Here is a 26984-nt window from a genome sequence, read left to right as displayed (position 1 = left end):
ACATTCTGTTTTATTATAACAATTTTAGCTATCAAATTAAACAAACAAATGTTCAAGTTCAGCCATTTTTTGAGAATAAATTTAGAAAAGAGACATATTTATTATTTTACAGTTATTTCAGATTCCTTATTCAACTTTTGATAAATTAGATTCACATCCAAACATTGATAAATTTATACTTATTTAAATTTTAAAAAAACACTTATTTTATACGTGATCTTAACTTTTAAAACTCGTATTTCCTATAAACTTCCCCCCTAATAAAAAAGCTCAACTAGAATAATGCAAATCTTAGAATTGACGACACGAATTCTAAGATTTTAGACCTCGACCAAATGCTAATTCCCCTGACCATTAAGTAGTAGATTATCTTCGACAATCATTGAGGAACCTCTACAGTTTTATTCACCCTCTGTGTTTTTCATACACATCATTAAAGATAAAGATTAATACTTCACATAATGGGCCCTCCCCATCAGTGATTAAGCACTTTAGAAAAAAAACCACGTTCAATGAACGTGGCCTTATATAAACTTAGCTGTGGGCTTCGATACCTGTCCAACAATAGAGACTTCGTCTAAAAGAAAACACGCTCATGTAGAGCGTGTTTTCTATATAAAAAGCTTAATTACAGGCGGTAAGTCCACTGCCACAGCTTTATAATTTAAAACTTGATTTTAATGATACGATTCGGTTGAATGATAGTTTTCCGTCTTTTGTGCGGATTGGATCCACGTTGAAGTATCCATGGCGGAAGAATTGGAATTTGTCGTGTCCTTTTACATCTTTCATGTTTTCTTCTACGAATCCTTGTACGATTTTTTCAGAGTTTTTATTGATGCGCTCTAAGAATGGTAATCCTTCTGTTTCTTCATTTTCGATTAATAATGGTTCGTATAAATGGAAGTCTGCTGGGATGTTGTGTGTTGCATCTACCCAGTGAATTGTTCCTTTTACTTTACGTCCTGTGAATCCTGATCCTGATTTTGTTTCTGGATCATATGTCGCATGAATTTCAGTGATATTACCTTCTTCGTCTTTAATCACATCTGTACACTTGATGAAGTAAGCGTGTTTTAAACGAACCTCATTTCCAGGGAATAAACGGAAGTATTTAGGAACTGGATTTTCCATGAAGTCTTCTTGTTCAATATAAATTTCACGAGAGAATGGAATTTTACGCATTCCCATTTCAGGAACTTCTGGATTAATCTCAGCGTCTAGATATTCAACTTGTCCTTCTGGATAGTTTGTAATTACAACTTTTAAAGGTTTTAACACTGCCATTGTACGAGGCGCTTTTAATTTTAAATCTTCACGGATGAAGTGTTCTAACATTTGTGGATCAATTGTACTAACCGCTTTAGATAATCCCGCTTCTTGAATGAAGTTGGTAATAGCTTCTGCTGTATATCCACGACGACGAAGTCCTGCAACTGTTGGCATACGTGGATCATCCCATCCACAAACAATCCCTTCATCAACTAATTGTTTTAAATAACGTTTTGACATGATTGTATTTTTCATGTTTAAACGAGCGAATTCAATTTGGCGAGGTTTAGCTTCTGTTTCGCAATTTTCAATTACCCAATCATAAAGTGGACGGTGATCCTCATATTCTAATGAACATAAAGAGTGAGTAATTCCTTCAAATGCATCTTCAAGTGGATGAGCATAGTCATACATTGGGTAAATGCACCACTTATTACCTGTATTATGATGCTCTGTATGTAAAATACGATATAAAGCAGGGTCACGTAAGTTCATATTAGGTGAAGCCATATCAATTTTTGCACGAAGTACACGAGAACCATCTGGATAAAGACCATTTTTCATATTTTCAAATAACTCTAGATTCTCTTCTACTGTACGATTACGGTATGGAGATTCAACTCCTGGTTGAGTTAATGTTCCACGATTTTCACGCATTTGTTCAGGAGTTTGATCATCAACGTAAGCTTTACCTTTTTTGATTAAATCGATTGCATGTTCATACATTTTATCAAAAGTATCAGAAGCGAATAATAATTGGTTATACTCTACACCTAACCATTTAATATCGTTAATAATTCCTTGAACATATTCTTCATCTTCTTTTACAGGATTTGTATCATCAAAACGAAGGTTCATTTTTCCGCCAAATTCTTTAGCTAATAAATAATTTGTTAAAATCGCTTTCGCATGTCCGATATGTAAGTAACCATTTGGTTCTGGTGGGAAACGTGTAATAATCTCTTTATGTTTACCACTTTCTAAATCCTCTTTCATAATCGTCTTAATGAAGTTTGAATTTTCATTGACCATTTCCATAAAAACACCTCGCTAAGATTCAAAAATTTCCTTTTTATAAAATAAAAATCCATTTCTAGATTATATCATAAGTCTACTTTAGATAGTATCATTATTCCACTAAATCCATTGATAAATTCATCATTTCGCCATACTTAGTAAATAAATCCTGTGCCAACTTCGCATCTTCTTCCAATCCATCAGTTCCATTAAACGATGTAATAAATAATAAAATCTTTTTCGTCTCTTCCGTAATACGAGTTCTTGGCGTATCAGATGTCGGAGTCCCAAAAGGTCCTATCTCATCACAATAGACTGGAATATTTTCGATATTAATTTGGCCACGGCCAATCCCTTCGTAAGCCTCATCTTTTCCTATACGAATCAGCACATCTCCTTGAATTTTATCAAGGTCAAGAACTGCGACACTTCTTTGAGTTTTAACAGATAAAACATTTCCGATATCAACTGCATTATTTACAAAATATAGACCACTTCCTTTAATTAAACGGCGAAGAAGTGCTTCAGTTGATAAACGATAACGTGATGGGTCCTTACCTAATGCCTTATACCCACTACGAGCTGCAGCAATACGTGGTTCTTTTAATAACGTTTCAAGAGTTAATCGATTCATCACGTCTTTTTCCATCTCTAACATTTCATTCTTTAATGCGTCATCTGTTGGTTTAACCGTCATTTCAAATGACATAACCGCTAAACAATATCCCGGAACTTTTTCTTTTAATTGTTGATCTATTTTAATTGTAGTCATGATTTCTCCTCCAAGTTGTCATAATACTTATTATATAACTAAAAAAAGATAGTTTTAAACTATCTTCTTAATTTTTATTAATAGAATCAGCTTCCTTTTGACGAAGTTCATTTTCCATCAAAGCATAAGCTACTGCCAATTCTTTAAGTTTTTGCTCTCGTTCTTTTTCAATACAATATTGTTGAACATACAGTATCATTCCAAACGAAATAATGATTAAGACACTTAGATTAATGATATCCATAAAGGGTTGCTTCATCCCATCAATATAATATTGATTAGAAGATAGAACATAATAAACAACTAAAAATAAAGCATACCACTTCATCCAATTAAATAAATTAGATGGATTAATTTGTGTCACACGAATTTTATTCACAAAAAATAAAAACAAAATTAAAATAGATAAAATCAAAAATACAATAACGACCATAAACATAGCTCCCTCAAATGAGTTTTCCACTTTATGATTCCCAATTAATCTCTATTTTATCCCCATTTTTTTAAAAATCTTCGCTGTGTTAGACAATTTTGTTGGTGGGTAAAAATGCTTAATAGCAATGATTTTAACTAAGAATTTTTAAAGGTGATCTTTGCTTTAAGCGAATGAAGTATTAAAAACAACATTTTCGTCTAACAGAGCCAAAATCTTAAATCTTCCATAGGGATTAATGTTTGTTATAATTTTTTATTCTATATACAAACAGAAATATATTTCACTATTATAAATGAGTCTCAGTACTGAAATCTTTTTGATCCTTAGGTGTCACTATAGTCCAGTTAAAAGTTTTCCAAGTGTGAAAAACTTATCTGGACTTATATTGGTCGCTTTTCAATATATTATTCTTTAATTTGAATCTTGATTTCACTCTTAACCCCACTATCATCACTTAACAACGTTATTGTCACATCCCCAGGTGATACGCCTTGTACAAATCCATTTTGATCAACTGTAGCAACCTGATCATCACTAGAAATCCACATGACCTGTTGATTACTTGCATTGCTTGGTGTCACTCCGAATTCTAACTGCATCGTTTTTCCAACTTTTAAAGCTTTGCTATGATTTAAAATTTCCACTGATTCTACAGGAATGCTAACACGAATATCAAAACTTCTAATAATCTCTCCATCGTGTAAAATACTAACCTGTACAAGTCCTGGATTCAAAGCAGTGATAGAGCTTGGCCCAATTTCTATCACCCCATCAATCGAACAATCAATTTCAACTGCCTCAAAATGATATCCTAAACTTTCTAAAGCTGAACGAATTGGAAGAGAGTCACCGATTCCTAAATTTAAATAAGTCAAAATTTGAGTGGGATTATTGATAGTGGTCTCATTCACTAATAAAAGATCATTACTATCCACATATCCTGCGCTATCTTTAAATACATAGTTTGAATTAATCAAAGCTTGCTGCGTACTAGGTTCAATCGCCATGTCACTTTGAATTTTCAGTAATTCATCACCTCTCTCTAACACTAGGAAAGGATAATTAGAAATCGGTAAATTACTTTTACCGTTGGCTGTTAAGTACACCGTCTTATCGTCGTCCGATAAAACTGGAATCATTTCATTATCCAGCTTAATAGCAAGTTGATAGTAATTATAATCTTTGCCACCTAGCGCTTTATCCATACGATAATACCAACCTGCAATTTTTTCACCCCAATACGGATCAGAAGCATACTTCACATTCATACCACTTGCCTTGTTTCCAACATGGGCACCAAAATATCTAAAATCATCAAGCGCATCTGTGTATCCCCAAGACATATAACGCTGCGCGTGATAATAGACTCCATTTCGTACACTCGTGAACATCGTTGCATTTCCATAAGGATTGTTATCCGTTGCATTCATTCCAAACGTATTATTCTTTTCAATTGAAATCTTACTTCGACCTTGACCACTTTCATGAAGCGCCATTGAAAATTCAAGACCACCATTGATTCCAAACTCTTCTTGGGCTGCAATAAAACTTTCACCCTCACCAACTAACTGACTTTCGTTAGTATTTGCAGGATAGCTAGTCGGTTTTAACGTATAACCAAGTTCATTTAAATAGATATTTAACTCATCAAAGCTATAATTAGTTTTTGAACGATAAGGTAGATACTGAAAATAATTATAATAAGGATCATCCAAATTCAAAGCATACTGCTTATCAGCTGTAATCTTAGTCCAATCATCATAAAAATAGTTGCCATCATAACTATAATACTTCTGATTCTCAACCATAAAATCAGGTGCTTTCCCAATAATGACTGATGACGAGGCTAATTCATCACGCACATCCTTAGAAATATGATGAACTAAGTCCTCCCCCATCACTTCATAATAAGAAACGTTTTGAACCTGATTGCTAGGAACAATATTTACCCACGTTTCGCTACCACTTGGTGCATCATACAGCACATGTCTTGAAATCCATCCATCATATCCAGACATATAAACCTGGAAATCATCCTGTGATTCATCAAGCAAAAAAGCATCATCAATATAACACGCATTAATATAAGTATCTTGCTTAGCATTCGAACCAGCACGACTTTTTAAATTATGATTCGCACCACAAGACGTCGTTTTAAACTGAATAATAGCAGGAGTAAATGACATCACAATCATTCCATCATTTAAAACAACCGGAACATCCTCAAACACTAAGTTTCCCACACGTTCCTTAACCTGCTTCGCTTCATCAAACGTTTCAACACAAGCAACATGTTCAAATGTTCCATCAGACCTAGACATTGCAACCTCATAAAAATAAGGATCACAATAAGTACTCACCGTTTTCATACGAGTGGTTTCTTTTGCACTACTAGAGACTGTATTAATACTGTAATAATAATACGGACTAAATAAATCCATCAAAGATTCAAGAGAAAATAACTGATCAATTACCTGATGATAATTGGTTAATCCGCTAGGCGTATAACTTTCAAGTCTTTTTACTACTTCATCTACTGTTAAGTTAGGCTGATAATTAGTTTCTGCTAAAATTTCATCCTGATCCTTCAATATACTAAAAACCAATATCAACCCTATAATGAATATTTTTTTCATCATCCCGCTCCTAAAACAATATATTATTCTTTTATTATAGCAGCTTTAACTAATTTCATTAGTCTAAATAATATTTAATTATCAAATTTTAGCAAATTATTCCGACCATTATTGTATAATTAAAGAGATTTATTAGGGGAGGAATACTTAATGAAAAGAGACAAATTAAAAAAGTTGTTACTTGTATTCGTTGGAATCATTTTAGTTTTTAGCGTAATGCGCTTAATCTTCAATTTATCAGCTCAAAGTGGATCTCAATCAGGCTCATTATCAAATAGCCTCTATTTATTTTTAAGGAGATTTGAATTTTTAGGTCAATTACTTCATTATTGGGATCAACTTGTTATCAAAGTTTTATATATGTTGAATCTAGAAGAGTTATATCCCCTTTTATTTTCAACCTATAGTAATTGGAATGTCATTATTCGAAAATGGGCCCACTTTGGAATTTATATGAGTCTTGGGATTGCTTCTATGGGAGTCTTCACTTATGCATTTAACTTCTATAAAGCATTTATCATTACTCTTTATGTAGGAGCATTTTTCTCCTTCACAGATGAAGTTCACCAATTATTTGTAGATGGACGTTCAGGGCAAATTAGTGACTTTGGAATAGATGTTTTAGGATTAGTCACAGGAATCACGTTTTGTCTAGGAATCTATATGATGGTGTGTTTTTTTAGATTTATTAGAATCCTCATTCATAACTATAGAGAAAAATCTCTGAAAAATAACAATGAATTCGCTTTAGAAAAACATTTTACTTTGGATGATTTTGAAACACCTTAACATCTTATCTTCGAATTCATTCTTAAACTTTGGTGCTAGTATAGTTTTATGGACACACTTAAGTTAAGTCGTTACAATAGACTTAATAAAAGGATGTGTATGTATGAAAAAATATAATGCTGAATTTAAATCTATGGTTGTTGAACTTTATAAAACTGGACGGAGAGTCTTAGAACTTAGTCGTGAATATGGTTTATCAGAGGTCACTATCTATAAATGGATTAAACAAATTTCTCCTATTACCTCAATAGATGAGACTGGCATCACACTTGAGTAGATTAAGCGTATGAAACAAGAGATGTTACGTCTACAAGAGGAAAATGAAATCTTAAAAAAGGCTATGACCATATTGGCGAGAAAGTAACTCAATCTGAATTATGTCAGTTTATTAATCAACATCATCAAGAACATGATATTAAGTAACCTTTTGAGATCTTAAGTGTCCCAAGAAGCATTTATTATCAATAGAAGTATCAAACTGGATCTAAGTGAAAACGTGAAAATCACCAACTACTTGAATGAATTAAGAAGATTTATTTTGAAAGTAGCCGTCGATATGGTCCTATTAGAGTACACCGTCAATTGATTAAAGAAGGATTCTCTGTTAGCTTGAAACGTGTTCAGAGATTAATGAAATAAAGCGGTTTAGCTTCGATTATTCAAAAGAAATATCCCCCGTATAAACAAGCTAAGGAATTTGGTTTACAACGTCATAACATTCTAGAACAGGATTGTTCGACGACTTCAATTAATCAAAAATGGGTATCCGATATTACTTATATTTACGTCCACAAAGAAGGTTGGTGCTACTTAGCTTCAGTAATGGATTTACATTCAAAGAAAATTATTGGTTATCATTTTTCTAAGCAAATGACAAAAGACCTTATTGTTCAAGGTTTAAAGAATGCTTATTTTTCTCAAAGACCCAAAGACAAGGTTATACTTCATACTGATTTAGGGACACAGTATACCAACCAAGACTTTAAAAACTTAACTTTTTTGTGTCCAAAATATTTACCTAGATCCACTTTACTAAGATTTTATATATTTATAGTAAATTACTTTAAAGTAATTTATAATGATGGCAGGAAAATAGAGACGACGAACACTATCAAAATTTTATCAAAACCATTTATAACATTCTCTTATAAATCTAATTTGGCAGAAGTTATTAATCATACTCAAACTATTATTATAGAAGATGAGCTTCTTAATTTAACATTTATATTACTGACTAAGCAATACCTTTTTTCATGTAACAAAAACTTGCTAACATAAATCAAGTGTAAAATGATAAAAATTTATTTTAGATTAATCAAAATATTGGGTACGACGAAAAGACACTATCTTAGTGTCTTTTATTGGATATAAATAGAAAAAATGATTTCTACGCCCGATAGACTTCTATGACTCGAGCGTAATAAATTCTTAAAAATTTATTCAGTCCTGCAATCTTTACTAACTTCTTATTTTTACCTTCTGCTTCTTTTTTGAGCATATCTTCATAAACGGCATTATCTTCTTTTGGTTTCGATGATTTTACAGCCATCATCACTTCATAACCACACTTCCTCAAACTTCTCGAACCTCGTTTAGAGATGTGGCGATTCATTGCTTCGAATTGTCCTGATTGATAAGGTGGTGCATCAATCCCTGCATAAGCAATTAAACTTTTTGAATTTTTAAATCGTCTCACATCACCTATTTCTGCGATTAAACGTGGTGCTAACTTATCGCCGACACCTTTCATTTTTTTAATGATTTCGTATTCAGGAAGTTCTTTCGTTAACTCATCCATTTGTGTTATAATACTGTCAGTCGCTTGTTCTGTTGAACGAAGTAGACTGACGCAGTGTTTAACCGAGAGGGCTGCAACCTTTTGACTCGGTTCAAACGTGACGCACTCATGAGCAAGTCGATAGACTTTCTGTGCGATCTGGGCCCCTTTACGGTGTCCTTTTTTTATGGCCATTTTAATAAACTGATTCGAAAACTTCTTTTCACTAACCTGTCGAACCATTGAAGCACAAGGTTATAACTCATAGAAATCTAATAATAGCCCAAAATAATGACCTTTTAGAATTTTCTCAAGTCCTGGAAAACTAAGTTCTATTAAATTAGATAACTGAACTTTTAATTTAATCTTACTCGCCATAAATGAATTATATTCTCTCGATAAAAACTGTAAATCTTGATAGATCTGATCAGCCTTTGAATGCTCCTGTAAAAGCCACCACTTTTCTGTTCCATAACGAGAAATTTTTAGCGCATCTTTTCGATCTGTTTTTCCTTTTCGAATTTCAGCATCAAAATATTTTTTTATCAATAAGGGATTTGCAACATGTACAAAATAACCCTGTTTTTGAAGCTCGTTGACTAATCCTAAATGATAGATGCCAGTCGCCTCCATAATGAATCGAACTTGTTCTTTAGGATAATCTTTAATTAACTCAAGCAAGTTCTGAATTTCATTTTGTGAATGTTCAATATCGAAAGGTGTCTATAAGATTTTACCCATGACATTGATCATAGCCACTGTACTTTTTCGTTTAGATACATCAATTCCAATTGAAATCATTCATCCACTTCTCCTCTCCTTACTTTTTTATGATAGGTTCCCATCTCTGTTCATTCTTCTCATTTTGGTTCGTTACACGGCAGCTTAGTACCAACTTGCTTAATCGAATGTTAAATGAATAGAGTGGGGTAACACTTTTTGTTGCGGATGTTAAAACCCTAAAAGAGCTCCGTTACCCCATCACCTATTAATCATAAAAAATAAAGGTTCTATAATATTTGGTGTTGCTGATTAAGCAGCACTTTTTTCATGGCATCAAAAAAAAGAGACCTCAAGTCTCAATCCTGTTACAATGTTATCGGCTAAAACAATATTGAAAGGATAAGATTTGATGTCTCACTCATATTTTACTAGAAAACTTTTAAATATTAAAGATAAAAACATTACGTTCCTTGAAGATTCGCTTGAAGAAGTTAAATTAAACGGAATTACTAGCTTTATTTTTAAAGGAATCCTCTCGTATCAACCGACTCATTGTCAAAAATGCGGAACTCTATTTGATTCAAAATTTAAGAAGCATGGATTTAAAACTTCTCGAATTGTTATTCCAAAAGTCTCACTCCATGATACCTATTTAGAGTTAAAGAAACAGCGTTATTATTGTGGGCATTGCCAATCTACCTTTACACTAAAAACTTCAATCGTTGAAAAGAACTGTTATATTTCTTATAACATGAAATATGCCATTGCTTTAGAGGCTCAAAATAAAATCTCTGAATGTGATATCGCTCATCGTCATCAGGTCTCTCATTCAACTGTCAATCGTATCATCCATAGCTTTTATGAATCTCAAACCCTAAACTTTAATTATTTACCTGAAAATCTTTGTTTTGATGAATTTAAATCAGTTAAGTCTGCTGAGTGTCATATGTCTTTTATCTTTTGTGATGCTGACTCCAAACAAATCATCGATATCATTGAAGATCGTCGTTTAAGCTCCCTTCAAGCTTATTTTAAACGATATACAAAGGAAGCACGTACTCGCGTAAAAAATATTGTGATTGATATGTACGCTCCTTACATTAGCTTGATTAAGGATCTTTTTCCTCATGCCCAAATTATCATTGATAAATTCCATCTCGTTCAACATCTCTCTCGTGCACTGAATAAAACTCGAATCCGATTAATGAAGAAGTTCAAAAAGCATGGTCGTAAGTTTAAACGTTACTGGCGCTTGTTCTTGAAGTCTCATACATTGCTCAATACCACAACTTATCATTCGTTTTACTGTTTCAAATAACCGATGCGTGAAATAGATATCTTAAATTTCCTCCTTGATTTATCCCCAGAACTAAAAGCGACTTATGATCTTTATCAAGACTTACTTTTCACTCTTCAAACTAAAAACTTAGAACGATTAAATGACTTAATTCAAGCAGAACACCCTCTTATTTCTCCTGAACTTCAAACAGCTTTTCAAACCTTTAAAACTTATCAATCTTATATTGAACACACACTAACAACTCCGTATACCAATGGTCCTATTGAAGGAATTAATAATAAAATTAAAGTCATTAAGCGTATTGCCTTTGGCTATCGCAGTTTCTATCATTGGGTCACCTGCCATGCGAAGCATGTTTCCTCCACTAGTAGGGTAATTAAATCTCGTATTCTCATGATTCAAAATCTAACAAAACCTAAAACAAAAATCCTAGCAGCATAGCCACTAGGATTTCAATTTAATTTTTCATTGTAATAGGTCACAAATTAATCAGCAACACTATTTGACAAAGAACCAAAATAAAACTCGTAGAATCTACACACAAATAATGGTGTATTTCCTACGAGTTTTATAGTACCAAAAAGAGACATCAAATCTCTATCCTGTTACAATGTTAACACTCAAAAGAAACATTGAAAGGATAGATTTGATGTCTCATTCATTTTTTAATTTATATTACTAGAAAAATATTAAATATAAAAACATTAACTTCCAGAAAGGTTATCTCAGAGACAATGGTGTGAATTGCTTTTAAAGAAATTCTCTCGTACCTACCAACTCATTGTCAAAACTGCTACATCTCTTACACTACAAAATATGTGATAAATTTAGAAAATCAAAATAAATTCTCTGGAATAGATATTACATGTCGTCATTAATCCTCTCATTTGAGCGTCACCTATATCATCTTTTTACGAATCTCAATCTTTGAACTTCAATTATCTCTTGAAAGATTTTACTTTGATAAATTTAAATCAGTAAGTCTTCCAAAGAATATATATCTTTCATCTTTTACGACGCTAATACCAACCAAATTATCAATATTATTGATGTCGCTTACTCTTACTCGAGCCTTATTTTAATCGCTATTCTAAAGAGGCACGTTCGCGTATCAAACACATTGTCATTGATCCCCCCCTTTTATATGAACCTAATAAAGGAACTTTTTCCTCACGCTAAAATTCTCCTTTCTAGGTTCCACCTTTTTCAACATCCCCCTCGTTCAATCAATAAAACATACATTCGATTGATAAAGAATATTAAAAAGCATGCATATAAATTCAAACTATCCCCACCATTATTTTTAAAACCATCCACACTCATCATACAATCACTTATCCCTTTACCTAGTGCACTAAACAACCTATGCGCAAAATAGATATTCTAAATTTTCTCCTTAATTTATTATCTCAATTAAAAGCAACTTATGCTTTGATCAAGATTTACTGTTCACTCTTCAAACAAATTTTAAAATATTTAAAAACTATTCTTATTATATCCATCATTCGATGTCCCTATACAATGGTCTTATTGAAGAAATCAAAGTTATTAAACGAATCGATTTTGGATATTGTAGTTTTTATCACTTTAAATCACGTATTTTCATGATTCAAAACTCAACTCCCTTACAAAAATACCACTTAAAAGAGAGACCTAAAAAATCTAATATTTTTGGTGTTTTTTCTATGACTAAATATAGTCCAGAATTTAAATTAAATGTATTAAACTATATGAAAACAACAGGTGCTTCATATAGTCAAACTGCTATTCATTTTGGAATATCAAATATAAGAACGATTATGAATTGGAATGCAAAAGTTTTAAAGGACGGTATTGAGGCTTTATTTATATTAAAAGGAAGGCCTCAAAATAATATAACAAAATTAAACTCAACTATAGAAACAAAAGATTTAACACGAGAACAACAATTAGAATAAGAAAATAAATTATTAAGAATCGAAATTGAATACTAAAAAAAGTGTCACGCCCATGGAATTACACCATGGAATCAAACAATCAAATCAAAAATCATCGAAGAGTTAACAGATGAGTTTAATTGGTCCAATATTTTTAAAGTCATAAAATTCCCTAAGTCAACTTATTATTACTGGGTTAAATAGATGGCGCAAGGTAATCCAGATTAAGAACTTGAAGACCTCATTTTAACTATTTTTAAAGAAAATGGATAGGTTACAATTAATTAGACAGTTTTTTTAAGGTCATGTAGAATTATAAATAATATCAATCTAAAGGAGCTTTAACATGACCCAAACTAAAACTCGTAGACCACGCCGTACGTATACAGATGAATTTAAAAACCAATTAGTCCAGCTTTATTTAAATGGGAAACGTAAATGTGATATTGTTCGTGAATACGATATCTCATCGTCTTTACTCGATAAATGGATTAAACAGTCAACTTCTACAGGTTCTTTTAAGGAGAAAGATAACCGCTCAGAAGAAGAACAGGAGTTAATCCAACTTCGTAAAAAAGTTAAGCAATTGGAAATGGAAAATGATATTTTATACCCGCAAGGAGCACGCTGAAGCAAGCCGCGCTGATCTTAGGACGAAGATAAATGTGATTAAAAACAATACACACAAATATTCAGTTTCAGCGATGTGCAAAGTCCTTAATGTGCCTCGTAGCACTTATTATTATGAGTCTAAACCGAAGAAAGATGAAACTCAACTGGTTACTGATATCATTGAGATTTTTCGTCGAAGCCGAAATAATTACGGGACTCGAAAAATTAAGCAAGAGTTAAAAAAAGATGGGACAACAAGTTTCACGTCGTCGTATTAGTCGTATCATGAAACAAGAAGGCCTTGTATCGAATTATACCGTTGCTCAATTTAAGCCGCATACAGCTAAATGTAACGAAGATAACACTGAAAATATCGTGGATCGTAACTTTGATGAACAACCACATTTAAACGTTGTTGTCAGTGATTTAACTTACGTTCGTGTAAAAAATCGCTGGCACTATCTTTGTGTGCTTGTAGACCTGTTTAATCGTGAAATTATCGGTTATAGCTCTGGGCCTAATAAGGATGCAGAATTAGTTAAGAAGGCGTTCAGTACAGTCCAAACTAACCTAAGTCAAATCAAGATTTTCCACAAGGATCGAGGTAACGAATTTAAGAATAAAATCATTGATGAGATTTTAGAGGTATTTGAAATTAAACGCTCTTTAAGTATGAAGGGATGTCCCTATGACAACGCTGTTGCAGAAGCGACCTATAAAGTAATCAAAACAGAATTTGTAAACCATCAGATATTTGAAACCCAAGAACAACTAGGTTATGAATTTGCCGACTACGTTAACTGGTATAACAATCATAGGATCCACTCTTCACTGGGATATTTATCCCCAGTTGAATATCGTCAAAATACCCTTAAAAAAGTTGTTTAGTTTAGTGTTGACAATCCAAAAATGATGAGAATGATGGTTATCGTTGAATCACAAATAAGCTTCATCATCGAGGTCATCAGGTTAACTATAAGAAATTGTATCACCTAATGAAAAATCTTTTAATTATTTCCGTTAAGTTTAGTCATAAATCACGTAAATATCACTCATATAAAAGAACTTTTGGAACAGTGGCTAAGAATCGAATTAACCGCCGATTTAATCCCCCTTATTAGAAACTCACAACGGATGTGACTGGATTTAAAACAAAGTAAGTAAAGAAATTATATTTAAGTCCACTCATGAACATGGCAACAGGTCGAATTTTATCCTATTCAATGAATCATAAACCTGACTTAAAGATTGTCATGAAATCCCCGAATCAAGTCCTACCTATTTTCAAACAAGCAAAATATAGGACAATCCTTCATTCCGATCAAGATTGCCAGTATCAACATCAAAAATGAGTTAAAACATTAAAGACACATCAAACTTTCCAAAGCATATCACGAAAAGGGAAATTGTTTAGATCATTCACTGATGGAAAACTTCTTTGGAATCCTTAAACAAGAAATGTACTATGGAAAGACATTTAAAACCTATAAGAAGTCAAAAGAAGCAATTGAAAACTATATATACTACTGTAATCATAAACGAATTAAAAGAAAATTGGCTGGTATGAGTCCAGTCAAATACCAAATTCATACCAGCCACTTAGCTGCATAATATTAAGTTCAACTTTTGGGATTCACTACAGAATAGCAATTGATTTTCATTTATATAAGAAAAATCTTGACAGCTTATCTATTAGGATTTAACTTGAAATCATCTATTGTAATAAGTCACAATTTAATCAGCAATACTATGCGACAAAAATCCTAAATTATCCAAATCATCCTAAGCAACATAATTTTTTGTCTTTTTCTCTCTCCTTGACAAGAGGAAATTCACATATTAAATAAAAGTGTTATCTGCGAGTTTATTCTAATGTAAAGTTTATATTTTTTTAAAATAAGAAAATATTTTTTTTCGAATTACTTCTATCAAACAACAGCTTATAAAAATAATACTAACTATTAACACAATCTTTATAATGTAATAACGTGTATTAATTGAATTAGCTATATTGAAAAACTGATAAATCCAACTTCTAACTAGTGGGTGATCATGAATTAAATATACCCCAAGAGTTAAAGTAGCAATATTGTTAATTATTTTATTATATTTTAAATTAAAATCTTTAAATGTTAAAAATAAGGAGATAGATGAGATAAATATTAAAATAAAATTATATGCGTATACTCCAAAATTGTAGCCTACAATTTTAGAAACAACTATATTCATTGTGGCTAGAGTTAGTGAAGTCAATAAATAAATTACAAAACTATTTATACAAGAAAATTTTTCGTTTTCATATTTAACACGTATGTATGCTCCTACCATATACATAAAAACAAATTGATAAAGACTATACCCACCTGATATATCAACTGGTGTAAATATACCTAATATAGATGGCCATATAACAAATATTAAAATTAATATTTTTAATAATTTTTTAAATTCTTCTATCGTTAAATTAAGAATAAATTTATTAATATATGGAGATATGGATCTAAGTCAATATTTTGGACACAAAAAAGTTAAGTTTTTAAGCCACTTGTCGAGCAAGTTGCTCACATTCTTCAGGTGTTAAATAATTAATCGATCCATGCATTCGTTTTCGATTGTACCAGCCCTCTATATATTGAAACAAAGCGATTCTAGCCTGTTCAAATGTAACATATGTTGTTTGATACACTTCTTCTTTCTTTAGAGTGGCATGGAAAGATTCGATACAAGCATTATCGTAAGGACATCCTTTACGACTAAAAGACTGGATGATGTTAAAGTCTAAAGTTAAGTCTTTAAACTCTTGGCTGGTATACTGCGATCCTAAATCAGTATGGAGAATAATCTCACCTTTAGGTTTTTGAGAAAAATAAGCATTCTTTAAAGCTTTGACGATAATATCCGTTGTCATTTGTTTAGAAAAGTGATAACCAATAATTTTTTTAGAATGTAAATCCATGACTGATGCTAGGTAGCACCAACCTTCTTCTTGAACGTGAATATAAGTAATATCCGATACCCATTTTTGGTTAATTGAGTTGGTCGAAAAATCCTGTTCTAGAATGTTTTCACGTTCTAAAACAAGTTCTTTAGATTGCTTATAAGGGGTATATTTCTTTTGAATAATAGAAGCTAAGCCTGCTGATTTCATTAATCGTTGGACACGCTTTAAGCTAACAGATAATCCTTCTTTAATCAACTGACGGTGTATCTTAATAGCACCATATCGACGCTTACTTTCAAAATAAATTTCCTTAATACGTTTAAGCAATTGTTCGTTCTCGTACTTCCATTTAGATTCCGTTTGATGCTTAGATTGATAATAGGTACTTCTTGGAACATATAACACCTTACAAAGTTGTTTAATATCGTATTCTTCTCGGTGTTGCTCGATAAAGTGACATAATTCAGATTGGCTTACCTTCTCGCGAATATGGTCATAGCCTTTTTTAAAATCTCATTCTCCTCTTGTAAACGTAACATTTCTTGCTTCATACGTTTAATGTCCTCTAGGGTAATCTCTGTATCATCTATTGAGGCAATTGGAGAAATCTGTTTAATCCATTTGTAAATTGTTACTTCTGAAACACCATATTCACGACTTAGATCTTTAACTGAACGCCCAGTTTTATAAAGTTCAACAATCATTGATTTAAATTCAGAATTATATTTTTTCATATCGACACATCCTTTAATTATTAAGTCTATTGTAACGACTTAACTTAAATGTGTCCATATGACTATACTAGCACCAATAAGATTAATAAAACAATATTTAATGACATAAACCACCACAATTGTGTTGAAATAGGGAATAACATTTGAATTATATTAATACTAGATAAATTTTTATCAAAAACAATAAATATAAATCCAATTATAATAGAATAAAAAATCATTTGTTTATATAATAGACTAATTTTACTTTTAACACTTGAATACGATTTAATTCCAAAATAACCACTAATTAAAATAAATATGTTAACAGCTACAATAGAAAGTGACTCAAGTATATGATTAAATATAAAATTGATGGAATTTACAGTTGTATTGTTTAATCCACCACCATGGCCTAAAGTATGTAATGATACTATCATTACCATAGCTATTATCCTTAAAAGCTCAAAATTAGAGTTTCTTTTTCCTGTTTTCATCTTCTTTCTATAACCTCACTCCCCCAAAAAATAATACTAACTATTCTCGTAATTTAAAATTGTTTCACGGATTTCATCCCAACGGAAGGCATCGCGAATTCCATCTTCAATTGAGTACTGTGCTTCCCAACCAATTAAGTTTTTAGCACGGTCACAGCTTGCATAAGCACCTGCCACATCTCCAGGGCGTGCTTCTGTTTCCGCCTTATTGACAGGACGGCCTAAGACCCCTTCAAAAATTGAAACTAGTTCTTTAACCGTTACCCCGTTTCCTGTTCCAATATTAATCACTAAGTATGATTCTTCTGGATTTTCTGATTTAGCGAATGCTTGATCAAAGTTTTCAACCGCTTTAACGTGTGCCATCGCTAAATCCCAGACATGGATATAGTCACGGATTCCTGATCCATCACGTGTTGGCCAGTTAACACCTGTGATATTAAATAATGCGTCTTCACTTGATGCCGCTTCTAATAATTTCGCTAACACGTGTGAAGGAAATTGAACATGTGCTCCTGAACGTAATTTTGGATCTGCCCCGATTGGATTAAAGTAACGAAGTGCAATTCCGTGCATTCCATACGCACGACAGAAGTCTTCTAACACCATTTCCATCATAAATTTTGTGCGCGCATAAGGGCTTGATGGTTTTAATGGCGCTGATTCTGTTACTTTGAATCCTTCCACTACATCATAAACTGATGCTGATGATGAGAAGATAACATTTTTACATCCAAACTCATTTAAATTTTTAAATAAATCTAGTGATTTTGCAACATTTTCTGTGTAATATTCATAAGGATTAGCTACCGAATCCGGCACGACAATTAAAGCTGCAAAGTGAATACAATGTTTAATTTCTGGGTGATCTTTAAAAATTTGCGCCAAAATATCACGATCCGCGATATCTCCTTTATAGAAGATTTTTCCTTCCGTATATTCAAGACGCCCTGTCACTAATGAATCTAAAATAATTGGGATGTGCCCATTTTCTTCAAGTGCTGATACAACTGTTCGTCCAATGTATCCAGCTCCTCCAGTTACTAATACTTTCATTGTATATCCTCCATTTCTTTTTGTACCTGAGAATTTTCAATTGCAATTTTATGAGTTAACTCCTTCAGTTTTTCCTGAGTTTGACTTAAACGGATCGTTAATAAAAACGTCATTATAAACAAAAAGAAAATAACCAAAAAGAAAATAATATTTACTGTGGACTCAAACCCTAATAAATTAGCTAAAGAAAAAGGGATTGCTGGTACTATACTAAAAATAAATAATATAATTACTCCAATTATCCAAATTATAATATCTTCTATTCTAACATTAGATTTTTTAACTTTTCTAAGAATATACCAATAAGTAAAAAAACACCCCATCATTAATATTATCTGTAATTTTATATTAAGAAACTGTTCATTAAACATAATCTACCTACCTCTAAAATTCTGTACAAATACAATACTAATTAGCATTCTAGCCATATATCTTATACTATTTGCCCAGTTTAAATAACTTTCTCCTTCTATTCTTTCATCCATCTCAACTTGTACTTCTTTAATCGTAGCACCTTTTTTAATCTGATATGCAATTGTATCAGGTTCTGGAGGATAATTCATATTAAAAGCAAATTCTTTAATTAACTTACTATCAATTGCTCTCATACCACTTGTAGGATCTTTAATCTCAATCCCCGTAACCATCTTAATCATAAATGAGATTAATCTTGATCCAATCATCCTCATCGATAGAGGTTTTGGTTCAGTAACAAATCTCGAACCAATAGCAATATCGGCTCCATTTTTAATAGCTACAATTAACTTGTCAATATACTCTGGTCTATGTTGTCCGTCCCCATCGTATTGAATTGCTACATCATACCCATGCTTATATGCATATTTATATCCTGCCTGAACAGCTCCCGATAACCCCAAATTAACTGGTAGATCAATTAAATTATAATTATTTTTTATACATACAGCTCTAGTATTATCTTTAGAACAATCGTTAACTACCACATAATCATACTGTGGATAGTTTTCTATCAACATATTTACTACCCGTTCAATATTCTTCTCTTCATTATAAGCAGGTATAATAATTAAAGTTTTCATTTTACCACCCTATCCAACATTATTCAACATTAATTTTAACATATTTACATTAATTTTACTATAGTATTAATATTTTTCACAAAATAGTATGGGTAGAATAATTATGTAATTATTAGTTAAAATCCTAAATTGTACAAACAAATTCTAAATTATAAACAAGACATAAGTTTTTAAAAACATATTTAATATTAAAAATCGCTTTATCACTAAATCATTGAATTCAGAATAGAAATAATATCTATATATTTGTCATAATATTTCCATTCATTTTCTACATATCCTTTATTTTTATATTTTTCTACATAAATCACTGATTTTAGTTTAGGAAATTCTTTTGCACAAAAAGCTATTTTATACTCAAAATCAAGTTTATCAAATTCATTTATTAAATCGTCATTAGATAAATCCTTATCGCTGTATTTTATTAACAAGTTTTGAAAATTTATTCTTTTTACTCTTCTATCCCACTTTTCCTTGGCTTCATTAAATGTTTTATAATGTAGAAAATGTATTTCAACATTATCATCCAACTTTCCAATAGGATATTTATCTAAAATCCTATACTTTTTTAGCTGCTCATAATATCTAGATTCTTGAGGTTGTACAGGCCTAATATCATTATTTATAATATTATTAAAATTTTTTAATAGATAAATATAATCTGGAGCAAAGATAAATAGACCTATAAAGGGAGAATTATATTGTAATTTAAATCTTTTATATATAAAACCTCCCCAACAATTATTACTAACAATCGTGAAATTATTATTATATAATTTCGGAGAATTCTTTTTAAAAATTTTCAAAATATTCATATCTTAATCTTCCTTACGATATTTTAATAAATATTCAATTACTTCTCTATCTTTAGATATATCAAATTTACGACCAAAAAGCTTTCTACTACCTAAGATTTTATCTAAATCATCTTTTGTTAAAATCTTAGGAGAGTCCTTTCCTTCACTCCAATCTATATATCTCAAATTATCATTTATAATATCTTTTTTAAAAGGAGAATTTGCTACAATAGTATTAATTATTAATTCATCTGGACATAAGGAATTTTTATAAAATTCAAGAACTTGTGGATTATTTTCTACATAATCTAGTATATATGTCAAACATTCTCCTGTAATTGAAAACCACTGGGAACCTATATATAAATCCCCTAAAAACTTATAATTCCGATGTAAAATTGGTATTAGCATTATTATTCGAGAGTAGATACCTCTAATAATTTTTACAATACTATTATTTATTAACAGGATTTTTGGATAGTATACCGCCACTCGTGAATACCAAAAACCACTTGCTTCCCACATATTTAAAAATTGCTTTCCATTATTAAGGTAGAAGAAAGTTATAATATCTTCTGCCTTATTTAAGGGAAAATCTTGACCACTAATTAAATGAATATAGTCATACTTCTTATTAGTGTTGTATATAACCTGCAATGAATTTAACATTGCATATACTTGACTTACAGTTCCCCATTCTACATCTGTTCTATTTTCAACAAAATAAATATTTTCACATTGTCGAATCTCATCTTTAATAGTAGATTTTAAATCTAAATGAATAAATATATCTATCTTATCGTGTGTTAACGCATCTATTAACATATTAATTTGAGTACTGTTTTTGTGAGCAAGAATCAAATAAGCCATTCTAAAATTTCTCATATTTACCCCTTTCTATATTACTTAACTTCTAATACATAATAATTATTGAATTCTTTATCTAGATTATAATATAAAGGATTAATATCTATATCTTTTTTATTGACTATTACATAATCTATCTGGTATTTCTTAAGTTTAGTATAGAACGCTTTGATATTTATTTCCCTATTCTCTAAAGTCTCCATAAAATATCGTTTCACTTCTATGTTAATATTATTATTAATATTTTCACTTCTATCATCATAAACAGTAGTAAATAATACAACATTAGGAGCAATTCCCCTTAAACCTTTTCTATATAATTCTGATTCAGTGAGAATAGTACAATTTCCTTTATTAGCAAGATATGTATAAATTTCATATTTTTCTTGGTCAAATTTATAACTATAATTATATTCTGATAAAGGTTTTATTTTAATCCAATAGTAATCATCGACTGGTGATGCAAAACTTTGAATTAACCTTAAAGTAATTATAAATATAATGGCTAGTCCCGTTATATTTTCTTTTTCTTTTTCACGAAATAGTTCAAATAAATATATTAACAAGTATATGACATTTATCCCATAAAATAATCTCCAATAAACTCCATCACTTGTTATATATTTAGAAACAAAAATTCCAGATATAGGGTTCAAAAATAATAATATATAAACAAAATTAAAATATACATAAAATATTTTTTTTTCTAATACTACTTCCTTATTTAAAATAATGTGAATTATACAAAAAATAAAAATAACTATCAAACTATCATTAGATAAAAAATCATTTTTAAATCCGTCAATAAAATCCCTGAAAGGTACTGCTCCCTCATATGAGAATTTTCTTATAAGAATCGAAGCACTATAAATAAATATTAAAAAAATCATAAAATAAACTCTGTTTATTTTTTTGGAGTTAAATATGACTAATATTTTATCAATAAAACAATATAATAATACATAGATAATAATTAATATAAATAATAAACTACTAAAAAATATATTTTTTAATGACAAAAAAGTTAATAATAGATAAATTATCATCGGGAGAAAACCACAGTACAATATTTTAATAGTCTTATCTCTTTTATGCTTATTGTCAAAACAAATAATAGTTAAAAAGAATAATGTAATAATAAATAACGTAAACAAAAATAATCCTGTGCTTGAAAAACAGATAGCAGTAAATCCTAAACAAATAATTATAATTTTCAGCCCACTATCTTTATAATTATCACTAAATAATTTATAAACAAATAAAAAAAATATTGGTATAAATAAATATAAGAGATATGATATTCCACTGAATGGTAATAATAAAAAACATTCTACTCCATAGGGATGATATCCTAATGATGAATATCCTGTCAAAAAGAACACGACTAACAACATAAATAAATATAAATATGGTATATATCTTTTTACATTAGAGGAAATTAATAATTTAATTATTTCGTAATTGATAGCTATAAACGAATATACAAAGAAAAACGGAAATGTCCAAATTATAGTAGTATTAGGAGATATAAATGATATTGAACTTATAAAAGATTGAATTAATTCAAATGGTATCATCCTGTACCAAATCCATTTTTCATAGGGTTGTGTACCGCTCCATACCTCAAAATTATAAATACCCGAAATATTTATTTTATTTTGAGCTACTGAAGAAAAGTAATATTGAATGTCTCCTCCCAGATTATTGTCGATAAACATATAGAAAGCAGACAATATTAAACAGATGATTAAGAAATATGGATTAAGAGCTTTTTTATACGAATATTTATAAACTTTGCCTTTTATCATATAAAAAATAGAAACACATAATAGTAATATATGTATTATTAAATACCATTTATATGTGAATTTAAATAAAATAAATGGAATACTACTAATATATAAGAAAGAAAATAACGTAATAAATCCAGTAATAAAGTTAGAGAAAATATTTAAATTATTGATTTTTTGATTTATTAAATATCCTAAATTAAATGTGTAATATATCCATACTAAACAGAACAAAAAACTTTTTATCATAAAATCCCTCTTTCACAAATAATTCTTAATATAAAAAGCCTTTATTTAATTTACAAAATCTTACCCTAAAACACTACTAGAAAATATAAATTTAAAATCCCTATCCTATTAATATAGATAGAGATTTTAAATAAAAATCTATATTTGAAAATTTTACATATGACGAATTGTCAATACAAATGCGACAGTTTCTCATGAAATAGCTCGAATGAAGTTTTCCACCCTAAACATTTTCGTGGTCGATGATTAATGAGGCAGAGTGCCTCATTAATCTCTTCGTCACTGACTCGTGCTAAATCTGTCTTCTTCGGGAAAAACTCTCGAAGAAGACCATTGGCATTTTCATTACTTCCTCTTTGCCAAGACGAATAGGCATCTGCGAAGTAAACAGGAACCTTTAAATCAGCTTCTACTTTGGAATAACAAGCAAACTCTTTTCCTCGATCAACCGTATAAGTTTTAAAGGTGTCTTTAGGAAAGAGTTTATATAACTCACTAATCGCTCGGTACATTTCTGTTGCTGAGCGATTTTCTATTTTAATGGCCACATAAAAACGTGTTTGACGTTCAACAAAGGTCGCCAAGCAACCTTTACTCTTTCCACGACTTGAAACAACCGTATCTAATTCCCAGTGCCCAAACGTTTCACGTCTTTTTACTTCTTTGGGACGTTGATGAATCGACGTTCCAATGTTAAATCGTCCGCGTGTTTCTCGTGGTTTTCGTCGCTTTCCTTTTTGTCTTAAACAACTTAAATCTCCTAACAAAATGGTTTCATCATAAATCCAACGATAAATGGTTTTAAATGAAAGAACACCCTTTAAAACGGTATTAGAAATTTGTTCAGGCGACCAGGTTAACTTTAAATAATGTTGGATGGTCTGAATGACTTGTTCAGATTTCTTCTCTGGACAACGACAACTTAATCGACGTTGTCCAGCTAATTCTTCTGCTAACTCAGCCTGATACGTCTTTTGAGTATTTCGTTTCAGTTCACGAGCAATCGTTGAATGATGGCGATTTAGTTGTTGAGCGATTTGTCTCGTTGAATAGCCCATTTTTGAAAGAACTTCTATACGTGTGCGCTCAAATGTGTTAAGATGTTTATAACTCATAAATAGATCTCCTTGTTAAGAATTTTGTGTGGTAACTTCATTCTATAACAAAGATCCTATTTATGAGTTTTTTTTTGTGTCGCACTTAATATTACAATCTATCATATAGAAAAATAATTACTCCGTTTTAAAAATATCTTCTATCTTTAATAAATTAAATTTATATACACTGATTAAGTATATGCCTAAACCTAAACTATTAGAAATACATAAATTAACAAAGATATTTACATTGATAACTTCTAAATAATAATAAATAAGTTTTATAAATAGTATCATTAGGACTACAATAATGATTATTTTTAATACTTCAAGAGCATCTTTAGATTTTATAAAAGAGCTAATCTTTTTTTTCAAACTTCGCCCTAATAAAATGCAAGCTATAAAAGCTGTAATTGTACTTGCAAATGCCAATCCCTTATATCCATAAATATTAATTAACATTAAATTTAATATAATATTTATAAAAATAGCAATCACACTATTAATTGTTGCAATTATTGTATTATTTAAGGAATATAATGCTCTCACTAGAATTTCTCGTAATGTCCAAAAAACAACTCCTATAATATATATTTTTAATATATCACTTGTAATTAATGTAGCTTCTCTAGAGAATGTTCCTCTTTCAAATAATATAAAAACTATCTCCTCTGAGAATACATATATTATTGATGCTAAAGGTAAAATTAGTATAATTATAAATTTCATAGTTCCAATAACTAATTCTTTAAACTCTTCTATTTTTTTACTTGAATATAATAAATTCATTTTCGGATATATTAATGTGATCACAGAAGTAACAAACAATATTTGTAGACTTGAACTAATTCTATTAGAATAAGTAAAACAAGATAATATCCCCTCACCAAGTGTAGAAGCTAATGATCTATCTATAACTTCGTTTAGTTGGGCTACTGCCGTACCTATTAATACAGGGATTACGAGTAAAGTCATTCTTTTTATATTATCATCTTTTAATTTCAAATCCAAATAAAATTGATACTTATTCTTGCTACTATAATAGTATAAGATAATGATTTGTACAGCGTAAGAAAAAACAGTTCCTGTAACTAAGAAATTCAAATTCCCCTTACTAAATATTATTAATATAATTATTAATACATTAGTTATTATGGGAACTATAGTAGGTATAATAAAAATATTTTTTAAATTTAAAAATGCTGTTAATAAATAATTGGGACCAATAAATATCAAACTGATAATAATTATCCTAGTTAATCTAATAGAAAGTTCAAGTTTTTGTCCTGAAAACCCCATAGCAAAAAATTTTACTAATATCTCCGCATTAATTAAGAAAATAATTATCAAACTCATACATAATATTAAAATTATATTCATTACCTTATTTGTAAACTTTAATGACTGCTCTTCGGTACAAGTATAACTAATCTCACTATATAAGGGAATATAAGTAGTATTAATGGCTGCACCAATTGTAGCAAAAATAATAATGGGAATATTCAATAGCATTAAATATATATCACTACTATCACTTGCTCCATATTGATTAGATAATACTAAATCTCTAAAAAATCCTATTAAAATACCCAATATTGAAATTAACATTAAAAAGAAAGAATTTTTTAACTTCATCCTATCACTTCTCTTTTACCATTTAAATTGAATAGGAATTATCTTATTTATAAATTTATATATTTGAAGTAATGGAAAATATAAATTATATTTAAATGCTAATATCCCTATATTCATTACTATTTTTTTAATCAATGAATTATTATTTTTATATCTAATATCTAAATATTTATTTTTAAAATATCTTGGATATTTTTTTTCAATAAAATCTTTACAGTATTTAATTTCTTGTTTTAAATCATTATTCTCTAAAATAGTGGATCTAAATAAATGGGCAAATATAATATGAATTATGAATAAATATTCTATTTCATTTTGATATATTTTCGTTTTTTCAGGATTAAAAGTTCTAATATCTTCTAAAACTTTAAATATATCTCTTGCTCTAGAATCATAACTATAAATAATTGAATTACTTCTCTGAAGATAGTTAATTAAAATATCATTTGTAGTAGTAATCTTTTTAGAGCACATAAATAACTTTGAAGTAGTTGGTAAATCTTCATACCACACATTTATTGGATACATAATGTTATTTTCAATGAATAGACTTCGCCTATACAATTTATTCCAGGCTGCTGGCGCTAGATTTACCAAGGCTTCTTCACTATTATATTCTTTATTTAGCTTACATTGTTCTTGAGATAATACTTTATTATTCTCAGTTATCCTTCTTAGGCCACAAATAACAATGTCAGATTGATTTTTAATAGCATTTTCTATCATTATTTCAATTGTATTTTTTTCAATCCAATCATCACTATCTATGAACATGACATAATCCCCTGCAGCTTCAAGCAAACCTCTATTTCGTGCATCCCCTAATCCACCATTTGCTTTAATAATAGATTTTATTTTATTCGGAAATTTACATTTATACTCATCTACTATTAATTGAGAGTTGTCTGTTGATCCATCATTTACACATATAAGCTCTATATTTTGATACGTTTGAGAGACTATACTATCTAAACATCGGAACAAATAGTTTTCTACATTATAAATTGGAACTATTATAGACACTAAACCCATTT

At 30.1% G+C, this 26984-nt stretch carries 24 protein-coding genes and 2 pseudogenes; 8 read left to right on the top strand and 18 right to left on the bottom strand.

Features of this window, described 5'->3' with window-relative positions:
• Window positions 1–657 precede the first annotated feature (657 nt).
• From HLK68_RS06875 to HLK68_RS06860, 4 genes are all read right to left on the bottom strand, one after another.
• A complete protein-coding gene (locus HLK68_RS06875; protein ID WP_006785178.1) occupies window positions 658–2310 on the bottom strand; it encodes a glutamine--tRNA ligase/YqeY domain fusion protein in 1653 nt (550 codons plus the stop codon).
• Between the two features lie 91 nt (window positions 2311–2401).
• Window positions 2402–3061 carry a B3/B4 domain-containing protein gene (locus HLK68_RS06870; protein WP_006785177.1) on the bottom strand — a complete coding sequence of 220 codons (660 nt, stop codon included), beginning with the start codon at window positions 3059–3061 and terminating at the stop codon, window positions 2402–2404.
• A gap of 67 nt (window positions 3062–3128) precedes the next feature.
• Window positions 3129–3494 (bottom strand): hypothetical protein, encoded by a 366-nt coding sequence (locus HLK68_RS06865; RefSeq protein WP_006785176.1) that lies wholly within the window; start codon window positions 3492–3494, stop codon window positions 3129–3131.
• 407 nt (window positions 3495–3901) lie between these two features.
• Window positions 3902–6133: an Ig-like domain-containing protein gene (locus tag HLK68_RS06860; protein WP_237701279.1), complete on the bottom strand. Its 2232-nt coding sequence runs from the start codon at window positions 6131–6133 to the stop codon at window positions 3902–3904.
• 150 nt (window positions 6134–6283) lie between these two features.
• Between HLK68_RS06860 and HLK68_RS06855 the strand changes: the two genes are divergently transcribed.
• From HLK68_RS06855 to HLK68_RS14805, 4 genes are all read left to right on the top strand, one after another.
• Window positions 6284–6922 carry a VanZ family protein gene (locus HLK68_RS06855; RefSeq protein WP_006785174.1) on the top strand — a complete coding sequence of 213 codons (639 nt, stop codon included), beginning with the start codon at window positions 6284–6286 and terminating at the stop codon, window positions 6920–6922.
• Window positions 6923–7025: 103 nt separating this feature from the next.
• The gene (locus HLK68_RS06850; protein ID WP_006785173.1) at window positions 7026–7199 is read left to right on the top strand and encodes a transposase; all 174 of its coding nucleotides are present in this window, start codon (window positions 7026–7028) and stop codon (window positions 7197–7199) included.
• Between the two features lie 245 nt (window positions 7200–7444).
• The gene (locus HLK68_RS14810) at window positions 7445–7561 is read left to right on the top strand and encodes an IS3 family transposase (protein ID WP_081448241.1); all 117 of its coding nucleotides are present in this window, start codon (window positions 7445–7447) and stop codon (window positions 7559–7561) included.
• 15 nt (window positions 7562–7576) lie between these two features.
• Window positions 7577–8200, top strand: a complete 624-nt coding sequence (locus HLK68_RS14805) for a DDE-type integrase/transposase/recombinase (RefSeq protein ID WP_081448240.1) — start codon at window positions 7577–7579, stop codon at window positions 8198–8200.
• Window positions 8201–8309: 109 nt separating this feature from the next.
• On the opposite strand, the gene HLK68_RS06835 is transcribed toward HLK68_RS14805, so the two are convergent.
• Together HLK68_RS06835 and HLK68_RS06830 are read right to left on the bottom strand one after the other, a co-directional pair.
• On the bottom strand, window positions 8310–8894 hold the full coding sequence (locus tag HLK68_RS06835) for a transposase (RefSeq protein ID WP_157753422.1): 585 nt from the start codon (window positions 8892–8894) through the stop codon (window positions 8310–8312).
• Between the two features lie 60 nt (window positions 8895–8954).
• Window positions 8955–9410, bottom strand: a complete 456-nt coding sequence (locus HLK68_RS06830; RefSeq protein WP_081448239.1) for an IS110 family transposase — start codon at window positions 9408–9410, stop codon at window positions 8955–8957.
• Window positions 9411–9831: 421 nt separating this feature from the next.
• On the opposite strand from HLK68_RS06830, the pseudogene HLK68_RS06825 reads away from it, so the two are divergent.
• The 4 genes and pseudogenes from HLK68_RS06825 (at window position 9832) to HLK68_RS06805 (ending at window position 14861) form a co-directional block, all read left to right on the top strand.
• Window positions 9832–11163, top strand: a pseudogene (locus tag HLK68_RS06825) (ISL3 family transposase).
• Between the two features lie 1244 nt (window positions 11164–12407).
• A complete protein-coding gene (locus HLK68_RS06815; protein WP_132942558.1) occupies window positions 12408–12659 on the top strand; it encodes a helix-turn-helix domain-containing protein in 252 nt (83 codons plus the stop codon).
• A gap of 325 nt (window positions 12660–12984) precedes the next feature.
• Window positions 12985–14138: pseudogene (locus tag HLK68_RS06810) on the top strand (IS3 family transposase).
• 537 nt (window positions 14139–14675) lie between these two features.
• The gene (locus tag HLK68_RS06805; RefSeq protein ID WP_006783301.1) at window positions 14676–14861 is read left to right on the top strand and encodes an IS3 family transposase; all 186 of its coding nucleotides are present in this window, start codon (window positions 14676–14678) and stop codon (window positions 14859–14861) included.
• Window positions 14862–15131: 270 nt separating this feature from the next.
• On the opposite strand, the gene HLK68_RS14800 is transcribed toward HLK68_RS06805, so the two are convergent.
• From HLK68_RS14800 to HLK68_RS06750, 12 genes are all read right to left on the bottom strand, one after another.
• Window positions 15132–15734 (bottom strand): acyltransferase family protein, encoded by a 603-nt coding sequence (locus HLK68_RS14800; RefSeq protein ID WP_394812703.1) that lies wholly within the window; start codon window positions 15732–15734, stop codon window positions 15132–15134.
• 52 nt (window positions 15735–15786) lie between these two features.
• Window positions 15787–16925 (bottom strand): IS3 family transposase gene (locus HLK68_RS06800; RefSeq protein ID WP_238698366.1). Its coding sequence is split into 2 segments (ribosomal slippage): window positions 15787–16700 and window positions 16700–16925, totalling 1140 coding nucleotides; the frame shifts between segments, so codons are not numbered across the junction.
• A gap of 62 nt (window positions 16926–16987) precedes the next feature.
• Window positions 16988–17401, bottom strand: coding sequence for an acyltransferase family protein (locus HLK68_RS06795; RefSeq protein ID WP_170837668.1), 414 nt, complete (start codon window positions 17399–17401; stop codon window positions 16988–16990).
• 36 nt (window positions 17402–17437) lie between these two features.
• A complete protein-coding gene (gene galE, locus HLK68_RS06790) occupies window positions 17438–18457 on the bottom strand; it encodes a UDP-glucose 4-epimerase GalE (RefSeq protein WP_155225984.1) in 1020 nt (339 codons plus the stop codon).
• Window positions 18454–18828 (bottom strand): DUF2304 domain-containing protein, encoded by a 375-nt coding sequence (locus HLK68_RS06785; RefSeq protein ID WP_040764027.1) that lies wholly within the window; start codon window positions 18826–18828, stop codon window positions 18454–18456. The genes galE and HLK68_RS06785 overlap by 4 nt, the downstream gene beginning before the upstream one ends.
• A 3-nt stretch (window positions 18829–18831) precedes the next feature.
• Window positions 18832–19515, bottom strand: coding sequence for a glycosyltransferase family 2 protein (locus HLK68_RS06780; RefSeq protein ID WP_006785034.1), 684 nt, complete (start codon window positions 19513–19515; stop codon window positions 18832–18834).
• 206 nt (window positions 19516–19721) lie between these two features.
• The gene (locus tag HLK68_RS06775) at window positions 19722–20330 is read right to left on the bottom strand and encodes a DUF1919 domain-containing protein (RefSeq protein WP_006785035.1); all 609 of its coding nucleotides are present in this window, start codon (window positions 20328–20330) and stop codon (window positions 19722–19724) included.
• A gap of 3 nt (window positions 20331–20333) precedes the next feature.
• The gene (locus HLK68_RS06770; protein WP_006785036.1) at window positions 20334–21197 is read right to left on the bottom strand and encodes a beta-1,6-N-acetylglucosaminyltransferase; all 864 of its coding nucleotides are present in this window, start codon (window positions 21195–21197) and stop codon (window positions 20334–20336) included.
• 17 nt (window positions 21198–21214) lie between these two features.
• Complete coding sequence (locus HLK68_RS06765; RefSeq protein ID WP_006785037.1) at window positions 21215–23218, bottom strand: DUF6077 domain-containing protein; 2004 nt, start codon at window positions 23216–23218, stop codon at window positions 21215–21217.
• 170 nt (window positions 23219–23388) lie between these two features.
• Window positions 23389–24333 (bottom strand): IS30 family transposase, encoded by a 945-nt coding sequence (locus HLK68_RS06760; RefSeq protein ID WP_055164393.1) that lies wholly within the window; start codon window positions 24331–24333, stop codon window positions 23389–23391.
• Between the two features lie 117 nt (window positions 24334–24450).
• Entirely contained in the window at window positions 24451–25950 is a 1500-nt protein-coding gene (gene murJ / locus HLK68_RS06755) for a murein biosynthesis integral membrane protein MurJ (protein ID WP_006784916.1), read from the bottom strand.
• 15 nt (window positions 25951–25965) lie between these two features.
• Entirely contained in the window at window positions 25966–26982 is a 1017-nt protein-coding gene (locus tag HLK68_RS06750; protein ID WP_006784915.1) for a glycosyltransferase family 2 protein, read from the bottom strand.
• Between the last annotated feature and the right edge of the window lie 2 nt (window positions 26983–26984).

The sequence above is a fragment of the Turicibacter sanguinis genome (assembly GCF_013046825.1).
GTDB classification, from domain to species: Bacteria; Bacillota_I; Bacilli_A; order MOL361; family Turicibacteraceae; genus Turicibacter; species Turicibacter sanguinis.
The sequence above is the reverse complement of the archived record's forward strand: the minus strand, read 5'-3'. Positions and strand labels throughout refer to the sequence as shown.

What these genes read in the sequence shown, in the direction of transcription:
- HLK68_RS06770 (WP_006785036.1), bottom strand. Translation starts at nt 21,197, where the DNA reads ATGAGAAATTTTAGAATGGCTTATTTGATTCTTGCTCACAAAAACAGT.
- HLK68_RS06785 (WP_040764027.1), bottom strand. Translation starts at nt 18,828, where the DNA reads ATGTTTAATGAACAGTTTCTTAATATAAAATTACAGATAATATTAATG.
- HLK68_RS06835 (WP_157753422.1), bottom strand. Translation starts at nt 8,894, where the DNA reads ATGGCCATAAAAAAAGGACACCGTAAAGGGGCCCAGATCGCACAGAAA.
- HLK68_RS06860 (WP_237701279.1), bottom strand. Translation starts at nt 6,133, where the DNA reads ATGAAAAAAATATTCATTATAGGGTTGATATTGGTTTTTAGTATATTG.
- HLK68_RS06870 (WP_006785177.1), bottom strand. Translation starts at nt 3,061, where the DNA reads ATGACTACAATTAAAATAGATCAACAATTAAAAGAAAAAGTTCCGGGA.
- HLK68_RS06850 (WP_006785173.1), top strand. Translation starts at nt 7,026, where the DNA reads ATGAAAAAATATAATGCTGAATTTAAATCTATGGTTGTTGAACTTTAT.
- HLK68_RS06750 (WP_006784915.1), bottom strand. Translation starts at nt 26,982, where the DNA reads ATGGGTTTAGTGTCTATAATAGTTCCAATTTATAATGTAGAAAACTAT.
- HLK68_RS06815 (WP_132942558.1), top strand. Translation starts at nt 12,408, where the DNA reads ATGACTAAATATAGTCCAGAATTTAAATTAAATGTATTAAACTATATG.
- murJ (WP_006784916.1), bottom strand. Translation starts at nt 25,950, where the DNA reads ATGAAGTTAAAAAATTCTTTCTTTTTAATGTTAATTTCAATATTGGGT.
- HLK68_RS06775 (WP_006785035.1), bottom strand. Translation starts at nt 20,330, where the DNA reads ATGAATATTTTGAAAATTTTTAAAAAGAATTCTCCGAAATTATATAAT.
- HLK68_RS06865 (WP_006785176.1), bottom strand. Translation starts at nt 3,494, where the DNA reads ATGGTCGTTATTGTATTTTTGATTTTATCTATTTTAATTTTGTTTTTA.
- HLK68_RS06765 (WP_006785037.1), bottom strand. Translation starts at nt 23,218, where the DNA reads ATGATAAAAAGTTTTTTGTTCTGTTTAGTATGGATATATTACACATTT.
- HLK68_RS06875 (WP_006785178.1), bottom strand. Translation starts at nt 2,310, where the DNA reads ATGGAAATGGTCAATGAAAATTCAAACTTCATTAAGACGATTATGAAA.
- HLK68_RS06760 (WP_055164393.1), bottom strand. Translation starts at nt 24,333, where the DNA reads ATGAGTTATAAACATCTTAACACATTTGAGCGCACACGTATAGAAGTT.
- galE (WP_155225984.1), bottom strand. Translation starts at nt 18,457, where the DNA reads ATGAAAGTATTAGTAACTGGAGGAGCTGGATACATTGGACGAACAGTT.
- HLK68_RS06805 (WP_006783301.1), top strand. Translation starts at nt 14,676, where the DNA reads ATGGAAAACTTCTTTGGAATCCTTAAACAAGAAATGTACTATGGAAAG.
- HLK68_RS06780 (WP_006785034.1), bottom strand. Translation starts at nt 19,515, where the DNA reads ATGAAAACTTTAATTATTATACCTGCTTATAATGAAGAGAAGAATATT.
- HLK68_RS06795 (WP_170837668.1), bottom strand. Translation starts at nt 17,401, where the DNA reads ATGAAAACAGGAAAAAGAAACTCTAATTTTGAGCTTTTAAGGATAATA.
- HLK68_RS06855 (WP_006785174.1), top strand. Translation starts at nt 6,284, where the DNA reads ATGAAAAGAGACAAATTAAAAAAGTTGTTACTTGTATTCGTTGGAATC.